The organism is Streptomyces shinuiensis (assembly GCF_043660855.1).
Classification (GTDB): domain Bacteria; phylum Actinomycetota; class Actinomycetes; order Streptomycetales; family Streptomycetaceae; genus Streptomyces.
The window spans coordinates 1,892,114-1,906,507 of record NZ_JBIHML010000001.1 but is presented as its reverse complement, the minus strand read 5'-3'; the positions used below and the strand labels follow the sequence as shown (position 1 = coordinate 1,906,507).

Annotated in this window: 11 protein-coding genes, 1 pseudogene and 1 riboswitch; of the genes and pseudogenes, 6 read left to right on the top strand and 6 right to left on the bottom strand. The window is 71.0% G+C overall.

Annotated features, from left to right (window positions below; all coding sequences use genetic code 11):
- Positions 1-170: 170 nt before the first annotated feature.
- Positions 171-908 (top strand): D-Ala-D-Ala carboxypeptidase family metallohydrolase, encoded by a 738-nt coding sequence (locus ACGRHY_RS08315; protein WP_394634742.1) that lies wholly within the window; start codon positions 171-173, stop codon positions 906-908.
- Between the two features lie 100 nt (positions 909-1,008).
- Here ACGRHY_RS08315 and ACGRHY_RS08310 read toward each other — a convergent pair whose 3' ends face one another.
- The 5 genes and pseudogenes from ACGRHY_RS08310 to ACGRHY_RS08290 form a co-directional block, all read right to left on the bottom strand.
- On the bottom strand, positions 1,009-2,067 hold the full coding sequence (locus tag ACGRHY_RS08310) for a ribonucleotide-diphosphate reductase subunit beta (protein ID WP_394634741.1): 1,059 nt from the start codon (positions 2,065-2,067) through the stop codon (positions 1,009-1,011).
- Positions 2,058-4,496, bottom strand: coding sequence for a ribonucleoside-diphosphate reductase subunit alpha (locus tag ACGRHY_RS08305; protein ID WP_394634740.1), 2,439 nt, complete (start codon positions 4,494-4,496; stop codon positions 2,058-2,060). Before ACGRHY_RS08305 ends, ACGRHY_RS08310 begins: the two co-directional genes overlap by 10 nt.
- Positions 4,497-4,616: 120 nt before the next feature.
- A riboswitch (cobalamin riboswitch) is annotated at positions 4,617-4,797 on the bottom strand.
- Between the two features lie 56 nt (positions 4,798-4,853).
- Positions 4,854-5,366: a GNAT family N-acetyltransferase gene (locus ACGRHY_RS08300; protein WP_394634739.1), complete on the bottom strand. Its 513-nt coding sequence runs from the start codon at positions 5,364-5,366 to the stop codon at positions 4,854-4,856.
- 109 nt (positions 5,367-5,475) lie between these two features.
- Positions 5,476-5,637: pseudogene (locus ACGRHY_RS08295) on the bottom strand (DUF3311 domain-containing protein); the annotation flags it as partial.
- Positions 5,638-5,746: 109 nt separating this feature from the next.
- Positions 5,747-6,538, bottom strand: a complete 792-nt coding sequence (locus ACGRHY_RS08290) for a GntR family transcriptional regulator (protein ID WP_394637967.1) — start codon at positions 6,536-6,538, stop codon at positions 5,747-5,749.
- Between the two features lie 358 nt (positions 6,539-6,896).
- On the opposite strand from ACGRHY_RS08290, the gene ACGRHY_RS08285 reads away from it, so the two are divergent.
- The 5 genes from ACGRHY_RS08285 to ACGRHY_RS08265 all read left to right on the top strand — a co-directional run bounded on the left by ACGRHY_RS08285 (position 6,897) and on the right by ACGRHY_RS08265 (position 13,779).
- Positions 6,897-8,195: an extracellular solute-binding protein gene (locus ACGRHY_RS08285; protein WP_394634738.1), complete on the top strand. Its 1,299-nt coding sequence runs from the start codon at positions 6,897-6,899 to the stop codon at positions 8,193-8,195.
- 122 nt (positions 8,196-8,317) lie between these two features.
- Positions 8,318-9,322 carry a carbohydrate ABC transporter permease gene (locus ACGRHY_RS08280; RefSeq protein WP_394634737.1) on the top strand — a complete coding sequence of 335 codons (1,005 nt, stop codon included), beginning with the start codon at positions 8,318-8,320 and terminating at the stop codon, positions 9,320-9,322.
- A 29-nt stretch (positions 9,323-9,351) separates the two neighbouring features.
- Complete coding sequence (locus tag ACGRHY_RS08275) at positions 9,352-10,230, top strand: carbohydrate ABC transporter permease (protein ID WP_394637966.1); 879 nt, start codon at positions 9,352-9,354, stop codon at positions 10,228-10,230.
- Positions 10,231-10,240: 10 nt separating this feature from the next.
- Positions 10,241-11,782: a glycoside hydrolase family 3 protein gene (locus tag ACGRHY_RS08270; protein ID WP_394634736.1), complete on the top strand. Its 1,542-nt coding sequence runs from the start codon at positions 10,241-10,243 to the stop codon at positions 11,780-11,782.
- Positions 11,783-12,294: 512 nt separating this feature from the next.
- A complete protein-coding gene (locus ACGRHY_RS08265; protein ID WP_394634735.1) occupies positions 12,295-13,779 on the top strand; it encodes a histidine kinase N-terminal domain-containing protein in 1,485 nt (494 codons plus the stop codon).
- 122 nt (positions 13,780-13,901) lie between these two features.
- On the opposite strand, the gene ACGRHY_RS08260 is transcribed toward ACGRHY_RS08265, so the two are convergent.
- Positions 13,902-14,159 (bottom strand): WhiB family transcriptional regulator, encoded by a 258-nt coding sequence (locus ACGRHY_RS08260; protein ID WP_028427873.1) that lies wholly within the window; start codon positions 14,157-14,159, stop codon positions 13,902-13,904.
- Positions 14,160-14,394: the final 235 nt, after the last annotated feature.

Here is a 14,394-nt window from a genome sequence, read left to right as displayed (position 1 = left end):
CGTACGACGGCCGTGCGGTGCGGGTTCCGGGCCGCGGGCCGGTCGTGAACGGCGTGTGACGGTGGGCGGGCCTCCAGTGGCCCGCCCATTGGCATTTTCGGCAGTGTGTTGACGCGGGTAGACCTTCTCCGCCACTCTCGGAGGCCCCACTGTTCCAACACGGAGGCACCATGCTCAGAGGCACCGTCCGTCTCATCCTCAGTGTTGTCATGATCGCGGCAGCATCACTGGTCGGCGCGGTCACCACCGCGGGCACCGCCCAGGCCGACACGTGCTACACCTGGAACCGCACCCTCTCCCAGGGCACGTCCGGCTCGGACGTCGCCGAACTCCAGGTGCGCATGTCCGGCTACCCCGGTTACGGCAATGTGCTCGCCATCGACGGTTCCTACGGCCCGGCCACCGCCGCCGCCGTCAAGCGGTTCCAGGCCGCGTACGGTCTGTCGGCCGACGGCGTCGCGGGCCCGCAGACCTTCAGCAAGATCTACGCCCTCCAGGACGCCGACTGCACCCCGGCCCACTTCTCCTACTCCGAGCTGAACCAGTGCAACTCCACCTGGAGCGGCGGCGCGGTGAGTGCGGCGACGGCCAAGCGCAACGCCCTGATCTCCATGTGGAAGCTGGAGGCCATGCGCCACGCGCTGGGTGACGCGCCGATCCGGGTGACCAGCGGCTTCCGCTCCTACTCCTGCAACAGCGCGGTGGGCGGCTCCTCCAACAGCCGCCACCTCTACGGCGACGGAGTCGACCTCGGCGCCGGTTCGCACACCCTGTGCAGGATGGCGCAGCAGGCCCGCTACCACGGCTTCCGGGGCATCCTCGGCCCGGGCTACCCCGGCCACAACGACCACACCCACGTCGACCACCGCTCCAGCCGCTTCTGGTCGGCCTCCAGCTGCGGCATCTGACCGCGCCACCCCCTCGGAACGGCACCCCCCGAAGGCGTCTGCCCCCGAAGCCCCGCGCGGGGCTTCGGGGGCAGACGCCTTCGGGGAAGGAGGAAGAGGATCAGAAGTCGTCGTCGAAGGAGACCGACCCCTCGACCGCGACCTGATAGGCGGAGGCGCGGCGCTCGAAGAAGTTGGTCAGTTCCTGGACGTTCTGCAACTCCATGAAGGAGAACGGGTTCGACGCGCCGTAGCGGGCGGGGAAGCCCAGCCGGACCAGCCGCTGGTCCGCCACGCACCGCAGGTACTCGCGCATCGACTCGGTGTTCATCCCCGGCAGGCCCTCGCCGCACAGGTCCCGGGCGAACTGCAGCTCGGCCTCGACAGCCTCCTCCAGCATCTCCTCGACCTGCCGCCGCAACTCGTCGTCGAACAGTTCCGGCTCCTCCTCCCGGACGGTGTCCACCACGTCGAAGGCGAACGACATGTGCATCGACTCGTCGCGGAAGACCCAGTTGGTGCCGGTGGCCAGCCCGTGCAGCAGGCCGCGGGAGCGGAACCAGTACACGTAGGCGAAGGCGCCGTAGAAGAACAGGCCCTCGATGCACGCCGCGAAGCAGATCAGGTTCAGCAGGAAGCGGCGGCGGTCGGACCTGCTCTCCAACCGGTCGATCGACTCCACCGAGTCCATCCAGCGGAAGCAGAACTCGGCCTTCTCCCGGATGGAGTCGATGTTCTCCACCGCGTCGAAGGCGGCGGCGCGCTCGTCCGGGTCGGGCAGGTAGGTGTCCAGCAGGGTCAGGTAGAACTGGACGTGCACTGCCTCCTCGAACAGCTGCCGCGACAGATACAGCCGCGCCTCGGGCGAGTTGATGTGTTTGTACAGCGTCAGCACCAGGTTGTTGGCCACGATCGAGTCGCCGGTGGCGAAGAAGGCGACCAGCCGCCCGATCAGGTGCTGCTCTCCCGGGGGGAGTTTCGCGAGATCGGCCACGTCGGAGTGGAGGTCCACCTCCTCCACCGTCCAGGTGTTCCTGATCGCGTCGCGGTAGCGCTCGTAGAAGGCCGGGTAGCGCATCGGCCGCAGGGTGAGCTCGAAGCCCGGGTCCAGCAGGTTCCGGGTGCGGCCGGCGGAGGGTCCGGCGGCGGGGGTCTGGGGGGTGGCGGCGGTCACTGGCATGCCTCGCAGGACTCGGGATTCTCCAGGGAGCAGGCGACGGCGTCGGCGGCCGGCGTCCCCCGCTCCACGGGTACGGGGGTGGTGGGGGCGGGAACGGCCGCGGACGCGCCGCCCGCGGCTCGTGCGATACGGGTCGCGGGACGCGAGCGCAGGTAGTACGTGGTCTTCAGGCCGCGCTTCCAGGCGTAGGCGTACATCGAGCTGAGCCGGCCGATGGTCGGCGACGCCATGAACAGGTTGAGCGACTGGCTCTGGTCCAGGAACGGGGTGCGGTCCGCGGCCATGTCGATCAGGGCGCGCTGCGGGATCTCCCAGGCCGTGCGGTACAGCTCCCGGACCTCCGCGGGGACCCGGGCGAAGTCCTGGACGGAGCCGCCCGACTCGCGCAGCGCCTCGCGTGTGCGCTCGTCCCACAGGCCCAGCCGCTTGAGGTCCGCCACCAGGCAGGAGTTCACCTGGAGGAACTCGCCGCTGAGCGTCTCGCGCTTGAAGAGGTTGGAGACCTGCGGCTCCACGCACTCGTGGACGCCCGCGATCGAGGCGATCGTCGCGGTCGGTGCGACGGCCAGCAGCAGCGAGTTGCGCAGGCCCGCGGCGGCGATCCGCTCCCGCAGCGCGGCCCAGCGCCCGGGCCAGGTGATCTGTGCGTCCGGGTAGTGGTCGACGTGGAGCACGCCGCGGGCGGCGCGGGTCGCGGACCAGGCCGGGTGCGGGCCGTGGCGCTCGGCGAGGCCGGCGGACGCCTCGTAGGCGGCGAGCATGATGCGCTCGGAGATCCGGGTGGACAGCCGCCGGGCCTCGGGGGAGCCGAAGGGCAGGCGCAGCCGGAAGAACACGTCCTGCAGACCCATCAGCCCCAGACCCACCGGACGCCAGCGGGAGTTGGAGGCGGCGGCCTGCCCGGTCGGGTAGTAGTTGACGTCCACCACCCGGTCGAGGAAGAGCACGGCGGTGCGGACGGTGGCGTCCAGCCGCTCCCAGTCCAGTTCCTCGCCGGGGCGCGGGTCCCCGTCGGCGGGGTCGCGCAGATGGGCGGCGAGGTTGACCGAGCCCAGGTTGCACACGGCCGTCTCGCCGTCGTCGGTGACCTCCAGGATCTCGGTGCAGAGGTTGGAGGAGTGGACGACGCTGCCCGGCCCGGCGGTCTGGTTGGCCGTGCGGTTGGCGGCGTCCTTGAACGTCATCCAGCCGTTGCCGGTCTGGGCGAGGGTGCGCATCATCCGGGCGTAGAGGGTGCGCGCCGCAACCGTCCGCACCGCCAGCCCGGCCGCCTCCGCCCGGTGGTAGGCGGCGTCGAACTCCTCGCCCCACAGGTCCACCAGTTCGGGGACGTCGGAGGGGGAGAACAGCGACCAGTCGGCGTCCGCCTCGACCCGGCGCATGAACTCGTCGGGGATCCAGTGGGCGATGTTGAGGTTGTGGGTGCGGCGGGCGTCCTCGCCGGTGTTGTCGCGCAGTTCGAGGAACTCCTCGACGTCGGCGTGCCAGGTCTCCAGGTAGACGCAGGCCGCGCCCTTGCGCCGGCCGCCCTGGTTGACGGCCGCGACCGAGGCGTCCAGGGTCTTGAGGAACGGCACGATGCCCCCGGAGTGGCCGTTGGTGCCGCGGATCAGCGAACCACGCGAGCGGATCCGCGAGAAGGAAAGCCCGATACCGCCGGCGTGCTTGGACAGGCGCGCGACCTGTTGGTAGCGCTCGTAGAGCGAGTCCAGCTCGTCCCGGGGGGAGTCCAGCAGGTAGCAGGACGACATCTGGGGGTGCCGGGTGCCGGAGTTGAACAGGGTGGGGGAGGAGGGGAGGTAGGACAGCGTGCTGGTGAGCCGGTACAGCTCGGTCACCTCCTCCAGCGCCCGCTCGGAGGAGTCGGCGGTCAGCCCGCAGGCCACCCGCAGCAGGAAGTACTGCGGGGTCTCGATCACGGCGCGGGTCACCGGGTGGCGCAGCAGATAGCGGGAGTGGACCGTGCGCAGTCCGAAGTAGCCGAAACGGTCGTCGGCGCCGTCTTCGAGGGCGTCCTCGGCCAGTGTGTCGAGGCGTCCGGCGTGCTCGGCGACGAAGCCGGCCGTGCGGTCGGCGATCAGCCCCTGCCGGTGGCCGACCGCCACCGACGCCGAGAAGGACACCGCGCCCTGGCCGGCCGCCTCCCGGCGGATCGCCGGAGCGAGCAGCCGCGCCGCGAGCCGCGAGTACTCGGGCTCCTCGGCGATGAGGCCGGCCGCGGCCTCGGTGGCCAGGGAGCGCAACCGGGCCTCGTCCGCGCCGGGGTGGCGTCCGCGCAGCGCGGCGGCGGCGACCCGCCCGGGGTCGGTGGCGGGCAGATCTGCGGTGAGCCCGGCCAGGGTGCGCAGCAGCGCCGCGCCCGGGCGGTCGTCCTCCGGTGCACGGGCCGGTGCGGAGGCCGTGGCGGGCTCCGCTGATGAGATGGTCACTCGGTGCTCTCCCTCGTGGGCCGACGGTCCCGGGGGAGGAGAGCAGGCGCGTACGGGCACACCCGGCCGGAAGAGGGCGCACCGATCGCGTCCGCCGGCCCAACCCACGGGACCCGGACGTGTGACTGAACACCGTCGGCAGGTCCTCGGACTCGCGGCGGACGGCCCGGACCGTGCGAACGACACGGGGGCAGCCCGCCGCACACCGTTGCGGGACAGCTCCGGACTCACACCGGATTCCCCTGCGGCGACAGCGAGATGAGCATACATCTAGTGCCGCCCCGGCCAAGTACCCCTAGATGTTGTGTTGGAAGGCTTCTTGGGTGGAGTGCCGCACCACGGCCCGGCGCCCTGTGCTCACCTCAGGGCCAGGGCGAAAGTCAGCAGGGAGAGGCCCTCGGTGGGGTACCAGTCGCGGTCGGGGGTGCGGACGAACCCCAGCCGCCTGTAGAGGCGGTGGGCGGTGTGCATCAGGGGATGACTGGAGAGCACCAGCCGCTCCAGGTCCAGTGCGCGGGCCCGGTCCACGCACTCGCGCACCAGGGTCTCGCCCACGCCCCGGCCGCGCGCGCCGGGGCGTACCGCCAGCACCCGGAACTCCCCCTCGCCGGGGCGCGCGATCTGCGCGTACTCGCCGCCGTGCGCCGCGAAGGTGACGGTGCCCAGAACCTCCTCGGCCCCGCCGCCCACGGGGCCCGCGGCCACCAGCAGTTCGGCGTGCCCGGCCCGGTGCCGGGCGTCGCGCAGCACGGCGAGGTACGGGTCCTGGGCACCGAAGTCCAGCAGTCCGTCCCGGAGGTACGCCCCGGCCGTCAGCTCCCCGGCCGCCTCGAACTCGTGCGGGCGCGCGGCCCTGATGGTGATGTCCATGGCGGTCATCATGCGGTGTCCCGGCCGCTGTGGCGCAACGGCTTTCCGCCGGTGGGGCACGGGGCGCGGACGCGGGGCGGCGAGTCGGTGCAGCCCTCCCGCGCCGCACCAGTGCGTACGCGACGGTCATCAGCGCGGCGGGGAGAGGCGCCCAGAGCATCTGGTACCAGTAGAGGAAGGGGATTCCGGCGAGGGCCGGCTCGGTCCTGGTGTACGAACCGACCCACAGCACCGCGACGAAGGGCGCGAGCAGGCAGACGCCGATCGCCACACGCGCCGGCGTGACGAGCGGGAGGGGGCCGGGGCTCTTCGGTGGTACGGGCGTGGCCGCGGCTCCGTCCCTCCGGATCACCGTGGCCGCGGCGTGCGGTCCGCCCCGGTCACCGCCCCCGGCCGGGGCGCTGGAGGCGGGCGACGAACTTGTAGCGGTCGCCGCGGTAGACCGAGCGCACCCACTCCACCGGCTCGCCCTCGGTGTCGCGCGAGTGCCGGGAGAGCATCAGCATCGGCAGGCCGACGTCCGTGCCCAGCAGGCCCGCCTCGCGCGGGGTGGCCAGGGAAGTCTCGATGGTCTCCTCCGCCTCGGCGAGGTGGACGTCGTACACCTCGGCCAGGGCCGTGTAGAGGGAGGAGTACTTCACCAGACTGCGGCGCAGGGCCGGGAAGCGCTTCTGCGACAGGTGTGTGGTCTCGATGGCCATCGGTTCACCGCTGGCCAGCCGCAGCCGCTCGATGCGCAGGACGCGGCCCCCGGAGGGGATGTCCAGCAGCCCGGCGAGCCGGTCGTCGGCGGTGACGTAGCCGATGTCCAGCAACTGGGAGGCGGGCTCCAGGCCCTGGGCGCGCATGTCCTCGGTGTAGGAGGTGAGTTGGAGCGCCTGGGCGACCTTGGGCTTGGCCACGAAGGTGCCCTTGCCCTGGATGCGCTCCAGTCGGCCCTCGACGACCAGTTCCTGGAGCGCCTGGCGCACGGTGGTGCGGGAGGTGTCGAACTCGCCGGCGAGTGTGCGCTCCGGCGGGACCGGGGTGCCCGGGGGCATCGTCTCGGTCATCTCCAGCAGATGGCGCTTGAGCCGGTAGTACTTGGGCACGCGCGCGGTGCGTCCGGCGGCGCCGCCGGCGGAGCGGGCGCCCGCGCCGGCAGCGGTGTTCGTGGCCCCGTCGCTCTCCATCGCGCGCCCTCCCGGCTCGTGTCGTGACTTCTCCAGTGCCGTCACCGGCTTCCTCCGTACGTAGCGGATCACATCGTGGCACGGTCGCCGTCCCCGGGGGCGTCCCGGCTCAGATGTCGGTCCGGTAACGGATGCGACCGCGAGCTTTATACACCGTTGACAGCGATATAGGTCTAGGCCAAGCTGCGGGCACTGGTCTAAACCACTACAGGCCAGCCCAGCCCCACGGGCCGTACTCGTCGCATGTCGACGCACCCCGGCGCCCGCCACGCACGGTACGGCAGACGCGGCCATCCGGCGGGAGCGGAGATCTCGGACGGCGGGCGGGGGGACTTCTGGCATCCCGAAGGAGAAGCACGTGAAGCACAAGCTCGTAGCGGCGATCGGTGCCGCGGCGATGATGACCGGCCTCGTCGCCTGCGGCGGGGACGGTGGGGACAACTCCTCCAAGGCCCCCGAGGAGCGTGACGAGACGCTCACCGTCTGGCTGATGAACGACGCCCAGAGCACCTGGCCCGAGCTGGTCGAGGACGTCAACGCCCAGTTCAAGAAGAAGTACCCGAAGGTCAAGGTCAAGGTCCAGTACCAGCAGTGGGGCGACAAGGCCAAGAAGCTCGACGCGGCGCTGGGCGGTGACAAGTTCCCCGACGTGGTCGAGCTCGGCAACACCGAGACCATGACCTACATCCTCAACGGGGCCCTCGCCGAGATCGATCCGGAGAACTACGACAACTCCGACACCTGGATCCAGGGCCTGAAGGACACCTGCTCCTTCGAGGGCAAGCTCTACTGCGTCCCCTACTACGCCGGGGCGCGCGTCGCGATCTTCAACCAGGAGATGTTCGACAAGGGCGCGGGCACAAAGGAGCTGCCGCAGACCGAGGACGAGCTGAAGGAGGCGCTGGAGGCGGTCGCGGAGGAGTACGGCGACGACAAGGCCTTCTCCCCCCTCTACCTGCCCGGCCGCTACTGGTACGCCGCCATGTCCTACGTCGCCGCGTACGGTGGGCAGATAGCCGAGTACGACGAGGGCAAGGGCGAGTGGAAGGCCACCCTGAGCACCCCCGAGGCGCGCGAGGGCATCCAGCACTTCATCGACCTGGTCAAGGAGTACAACAACGGCGACCGGACCAAGGACGAGCAGGACCACGCCAACGTGATGGCCAACGAGAAGGCCGCGCTGATCTACGGCAACGGGTGGGAGGCCGGCAGCGTCGTCGAGGGCGAGAACGGCAACCCGGAGCTGGAGGGCAAGATCGCCACCGCCGGCATGCCCGGCCCGGACGGCAGGGCGCTGCCGTCCTTCATCGGCGGCTCCGATCTCGCGGTGATCCAGAAGTCCGACGTCCAGGACCTCGCCAAGAACTGGGTCTCGATGTTCACCAGCGAGAAGTCGATGGAGGTCCTGGCCTCCAAGAACATCCTGCCGAACAACACCGAGCAGCTCGAACCGCTGAAGGAGAAGCCCGAGACCGCCCCGATCGCCAACGCGGTCCCGGACGCCTGGTTCACCCCGATCGCCCCCGGCTGGACCGCGATCGAGAGCCAGAACGTGCTGGAGAACATGCTGCTGGAGATCATCAAGGGCACCTCGGTGGCCGACGCCACCGAAGAGGCCGACAAGAAGATCGACGAGCTGATCAACAACGAGGCCTGAGGACGTGCCGGAAGGCTCCCCGACCCCTGAGCCTTCCGGCGCATTCCGCGGGGGGCCAGGGGCGCCCTCGCGCCCTTGGCCCCCGCCCCTTCGGTGAAGAGAACGAACGGAAGGCCAGCGCCGTGACCGCCGCCGACACCAAAGCCGCCGACCCGCCGGCGGCCGTACCGCACCGTCCCGGGCCGAAGCCGCCCCGGCCGTCCCGCCCGTCCCCGGGCCGTCCGCGAGGCGGCCGGCGCGGGAGCGCGAGACTGCCGTACCTGCTGATCGCCCCGGCGATCGTCGCGGTCGGCGCCGTATTCGCCTATCCGCTGGTGAAGACGGTGATCATGTCCTTCCAGGACATGCGCCGCGCGCACCTGTGGGGCGGCACCACCCCGCCGTGGGTGGGCTTCGAGCAGTTCACCAACATCCTGGGCGACTCCCACTTCTGGGCGGTCACCTTCCGCACCGTGCTGTTCATGGTGGTCTGTGTGACGGCGACCATGGGGCTGGGGCTGGGACTGGCCCTGCTGATGCAGCGCCTGTCCACCTGGGTACGGCTGCTGCTGACCGGGGCCCTGGTGGCCGCCTGGTCGATGCCGCTGCTGGTGGCCACCTCGATCTTCCGCTGGCTGTCGGACTCCGACTACGGCGTGATCAACAACCTGCTGAGCAGGCTCCCCGGAGTGGACTTCCAGGGCCACAACTGGTTCCTGGAGCCCTGGCAGGGCTTCACCATCATCGGCGCGGTGGTCGTGTGGGGCGCGATCCCCTTCGTGGTGATCACCCTCTACGCCGCGCTCACCCAGGTGCCCGGGGAGCTGGAGGAGGCGGCCCAGCTCGACGGCGCCAACGCCCTCGGCGTCTTCCGCCATGTGGTCTTCCCGGTGATCAAGCCGGTCTTCCAGATGGTGGCCACCCTCTCGGTGATCTGGGACTTCAACGTCTTCGGCCAGATCTTCCTGATGCGCGCCAACAAGCCGGAGCCCGAGTACGAGCTGCTGGGCCTGTACTCGTTCAGCAAGGCTTTCGAGAGCGCCTCGTTCAGCCAGGGCACGGCGATCGCGCTCATCACCGTACTGCTGCTCTCCGGCGTGGCCGTGTACTACCTGCGTCAGCTGATGAAGACAGGAGAGGTCGAGTGAGCACCTCCACCCCGCCCGCCACCACGCCCGTGGCGGCTCCCGAGGCGGCCACCGGCGACGACCCGGCGTACGAGCTGCGCCCGGACCGCAAGCGCAGCCGGCTGCTGTACAACGTGCTGGGCCTGGCCGCCTTCGCGGTGATGGCCTTCCCGGTCTACTGGCTGGTCCTCAGCGCCTTCCGGCCCAACCGCGAGATCCGCAGCTACGACCAGACGCTGTGGCCGTCCTCCTTCACCCTCGACAACTTCGTCCGCGCCACCGAGTCCCCGAACTTCTGGACCGCCATCCAGAGCAGTCTGATCATCTGCGGCACCTCGGTGGCCGGCGCCATCTTCATCGGCACCATCGCCGCGTTCGCCATCGGCCGCTTCGACTTCTACGGCCGCAAGCCGTTCATGACGGTCCTCATCCTCGTCCAGCTGCTGCCGCCGACGGCGATGCTCATCCCCATCTACATCCAGCTCAACAACCTGGGCGCGCTCAACGAGTACTGGGGCGTGATCGTCGTCTACGCGGTCTCGGTGCTGCCCTTCGCCACCTGGATGATCCGCGGCTTCGTGATCAACGTGCCCAAGGAGCTGGAGGAGGCCGCGATGGTGGACGGCTGCACCCGGATGGGCGCCTTCTGGCGGGTCATCTTCCCGCTGGTCGCCCCCGGCCTCGCGGCGGCCTCCATCTTCGCCCTGGTCACCGCGTGGAACGAGTACCTGTTCGCGTACATCCTGCTGCAGGACAACGACAAGTACACACTCAACGTGTGGCTGATGAACTTCACCACCGACCGCGGCACGGACTACGGCGCCCTGATGGCCGGCTCCGTCCTCATCGCCATCCCCGTGGTGGTCTTCTTCATGCTCCTCCAGAAGAAGATGGCCACGGGCCTCACCTCCGGCGCAGTGAAGGGATGACGTCGCTCCCATGACGACTCTCACCGGCACCACCGGCACCCTGGTCCGCAACGCCATGGCCGTGCTCCAGCCGGGCTTCACCGGCACCACCGCGCCCGACTGGCTGCTGCGCCGGCTGGACGAGGGGCTCGCCGCGGTGGGCCTGTTCGGCCGCAACATCACATCCCCCGCGCAGCTGGCCGCGCTCACCGCCCAGCTGCGCGGTGTCCGCCCCGACGTACTGGTGGCCATCGACGAGGAGGGCGGCGACGTCACCCGGCTGGAGGCGCGCACGGGGTCGTCCTTCCCCGGCAACCACGCCCTGGGCACGGTCGACGACACCGGACTGACCCGCGCCGTCGCCCGTGAACTGGGACGCAGACTCGCCGAGTGCGGGGTCAACCTCAACTGGGCGCCCTCGGCCGACGTCAACTCCAACCCCGACAACCCGGTCATCGGCGTCCGCTCCTTCGGCTCCACGCCGGAACTGGTGGCCCGGCACACCGCCGCCTGGGTCGAGGGGCTGCAGTCCGCCGGAGTCGCCGCCTGCACCAAGCACTTCCCCGGGCACGGCGACACCTCGGTCGACTCCCACCACGCCCTGCCGCGCATCGACGCGGATCCGGCCACACTCGCGGAGCGCGAACTGGTCCCGTTCCGGGCGGCGGTCGCCGCGGGCAGCAAGTGCGTGATGAGTGCGCACATCCTGTTGCCCGCCCTGGACCCGGCGCTTCCGGCGACGCTCAGCCCGGCCGCCCTGACCGGCCTGCTGCGCGCGCCCCGAAGCGAGGGCGGGCTCGGCTTCGAGGGCCTGATCGTCACCGACGGCATGGAGATGCGGGCCATCGCGGGGACCTACGGCATCGAGCGCGGCAGCGTACTGGCCGTCGCCGCGGGTGCGGACGCCCTCTGCGTCGGTGGCGGGCTGGCCGACGAGGAGACCGTGCTGCGCCTGCGCGACGCCCTGGTGAGGGCCGTGGCCGGGGGCGAACTGTCCGAGGAACGGCTCGCCGACGCCGCCGACCGGGTCCGCGCCCTGGCCCGCTGGACCGCCGAGGCGTCCGCCCGCGCCGGGGGAGCGGCGTCCTGCGACCCCCGGGTCGGGCTGGAGGCCGCCCGCCGCGCGCTGAAGGTCACCGTCCGGCAGGACCACACGCCCTTGACCGGGCCGCCGTACGTCGCCGCCCTCACCCCCGTGGCCAACATCGCCGTCGGCGACGAGACGCCCTGGGGCCTCGCCGCCGAACTGGCGCGGCTGCTCCCGGGCACCGCGACCGGCTCATGGAGCCGCGAGCGGGCCGAACGGTCGGGGCACGGCGGACCGGCCGCACAGGTGCTGGAGGAGGCTGCCGGCCGCAGGATCGTCGCAGTGGTACGCGACGTCCACCGGCACCCCTGGATGGCGAACGCCCTGGACGCCCTGCTCACCGCCCGGCCGGACACGGTCGTGGTGGAGATGGGCCTGCCCCAGGCGCCGCCTTCCGGAGCACTCCACATCGCGACCCACGGCGCCGCCCGCGTCTGCGGCCGGGCCGCCGCGGAGATCATCGCCGGCCGGGAGACCGGCGGCTGAGTTCCGCGGACCGTACGCAGACGCGGACAGCCGGAGGCATCCGGAATGTCCGCCACGGCCCCGGCCGTGACCCTGCCCCCACGACGGCCGGGCCCGCACCTCCCCTTGGTTCCGCGGGCCCGGCCACCGGCGTGTTCGTCTTCCGTACGCGCGCCGCAGGGCCGGACGGGACGAGGCGGGAGGCACTGAGAAGCCTTGAGGAGCACTGAGGGGTCCTGGAACACCCGCGGGCCGCGGCGCCGGGACGGGACCCTCAACCCGTCCGGCACCGCAGCCCGGAGCGATCGGAGACCCGGCGCAGTCAGGGCAGAGAGCGCCCGGTCTCGCTCCGCCCTCCTGTGCAGGGAGGGCGGAAGTCCGCCGTCATCGTGGACTGGCCACAGGACCGTGTCCACACCTTGAACGCACCAGCGGTTCGCTGAGACGGCTGCCGTCAATTCTTGCGCACGACGGCGCGTATGCACAGACGTACGACAGGATCGGTCGCCGGTTAGGCTCACACCGTGCCCTCAATGAACGACCTCGTACGCCAGCACACCGCCCTCAGCGACTCCGACCTGGAGTGGCTGCACCTGCTGGTCTCCGAGTGGCAGCTGCTGTCCGACCTCTCCTTCGCCGACCTGGTGCTGTGGGTCCCGACCCGGGACGGCACGCGCTACGTCTCCGTGGCGCAGATGCGCCCCAACACCGGGCCCACCTCCTACCAGGACGACATGGTCGGTCATCTCGTGCCCAGGGGACGCCGGCCGCTGCTGGACGCCGCCCTGGACGAGGGCCGGATCGTCCGCGAGGGCGACCCCGAGTGGCGCGAGGAGGTGCCGGTGCGGGTGGAGTCCATCCCCGTGCGCCGCGAGGGCCGCGTCCTGGGCGTCATCGCCCGCAACACCAACCTGCTGACGGTGCGCACGCCCAGCCGGCTGGAGCTGACCTATCTGCAGAGCGCCTCGGACCTGGCGCAGATGATCGCCGCAGGATCGTTCCCCTTTCCCGACCAGCAGGTCGACATGGACGCCTCCCCGCGGGTCGGCGACGGACTGATCCGGCTCGGCGCCGACGGCGCCGTCCAGTACGCCAGCCCCAACGCGCTCTCCGCCTACCACCGGCTGGGCCTGGCCGCCGATCTGGTCGGTCTGCACCTGGGCCAGGCCACCGCCGAACTGGCGCCCTCCCGGGGCCCGGTGGACGAATCGCTGGTCAAGCTCGCCAGCGGCTGGGCACCGCGCGAGACCGAGATCGAGGGCAACGGCTGCGTCGTCCAGCTGCGGGCCATCCCGCTCAAACCGAAGGGGGTGCGGATCGGTTCGCTCATACTGCTGCGCGACGTCACCGAACTGCGCCGCAGGGAGCGGGAGCTGATCACCAAGGACGCCACCATCCGGGAGATCCACCACCGGGTGAAGAACAACCTCCAGACCGTCGCCGCCCTGCTGCGGCTCCAGGCCCGGCGGATCGGCGCGGGTACCGGCGGCACCGCGCGGGAGGCGCTGGAGGAGGCCGTCCGCCGGGTCGGCTCGATCGCGATCGTCCACGAGACGCTCTCCCAGACCCTGGACGAGCGCGTGGAGTTCGACGAGATAGCCGACCGGGTGCTGGCGATGGTCGCCGAGATCTCCCCGGGCATGGTCACCGGGCGGCGTACGGGCCGCTTCGGCGTGCTGGCGGCCGAGGTGGCCACCCCGCTGTCCATGGTGCTCACGGAGGTGCTGCAGAACGCCCTGGAACACGGCTTCAGGCCGGGGGAGCGGGGCATGGTCGAGGTCGCGGCCGTCCGCGGCACGGGCGCCGGCCGCGGGGAGGGCCGGCTGCTGGTCACCGTGCAGGACGACGGGCGCGGTCTGCCGGAGGACTTCGACGTGCGCACCGCGGGGAACCTGGGGCTGCAGATCGTACGGACCCTGGTGGAGGGGGAACTGGAGGGAGGCTTCGACATGCGTCCGGCGCCCGGCGGCGGTACCCGGGTGGTCCTGGACATCCCCGTGGAGCCGGAGAGGCGCTGACCCCCGGCGCAGCACCGAGCCCTGGACCGTGAGTACGGTCCAGGGCTCGACGTCGTCGTTGCGGTGCGCACTGTGGGCACTGCGCGCTGCGGCTCGGGGGGCAGCAGGTGGCGGGGTGGGCGTCAGGCAGTGGCCTTGCGCGCCCGGTTGCGGGCGGCGCGGCGCTTCATCGCGCGGCGCTCGTCCTCACTGAGGCCACCCCAGACACCGGAGTCCTGGCCGGACTCCAGGGCCCACTGCAGGCACTGCTCCATCACGGGGCAGCGGCGGCAGACGGCCTTGGCTTCCTCGATCTGCAGCAGCGCAGGACCGGTGTTGCCGATCGGGAAGAAGAGCTCGGGGTCTTCCTCGCGGCAAACGGCGTTGTGACGCCAGTCCATGGCTGCTCCATCTCCTACGCGTTGCGGTAATTGCTTGTGAATGTGAACGCTTTCACGAATCCCTCCACAAGGGAAGGGGCATCGCCCGGCTTCGCCGGGAGTGTCCCGAGGGGTGAGGAGGTGGATTCGGGGCTCTCAAGGGGGTCGGCGTCGACCGTCCCGATCGCCATGAAGAGACTCGCAAACCTCGGCGGCGGATACAACCCCTTCCGGAAAGTTTTTTTTGATTCCTTGG

Coding starts and splice junctions, on each gene's coding strand:
- ACGRHY_RS08265 (WP_394634735.1), top strand. CDS start 12,295: ATGAACGACCTCGTACGCCAGCACACCGCCCTCAGCGACTCCGACCTG.
- ACGRHY_RS08300 (WP_394634739.1), bottom strand. CDS start 5,366: ATGGACATCACCATCAGGGCCGCGCGCCCGCACGAGTTCGAGGCGGCC.
- ACGRHY_RS08260 (WP_028427873.1), bottom strand. CDS start 14,159: ATGGACTGGCGTCACAACGCCGTTTGCCGCGAGGAAGACCCCGAGCTC.
- ACGRHY_RS08270 (WP_394634736.1), top strand. CDS start 10,241: ATGACGACTCTCACCGGCACCACCGGCACCCTGGTCCGCAACGCCATG.
- ACGRHY_RS08315 (WP_394634742.1), top strand. CDS start 171: ATGCTCAGAGGCACCGTCCGTCTCATCCTCAGTGTTGTCATGATCGCG.
- ACGRHY_RS08290 (WP_394637967.1), bottom strand. CDS start 6,538: ATGGAGAGCGACGGGGCCACGAACACCGCTGCCGGCGCGGGCGCCCGC.
- ACGRHY_RS08310 (WP_394634741.1), bottom strand. CDS start 2,067: ATGCCAGTGACCGCCGCCACCCCCCAGACCCCCGCCGCCGGACCCTCC.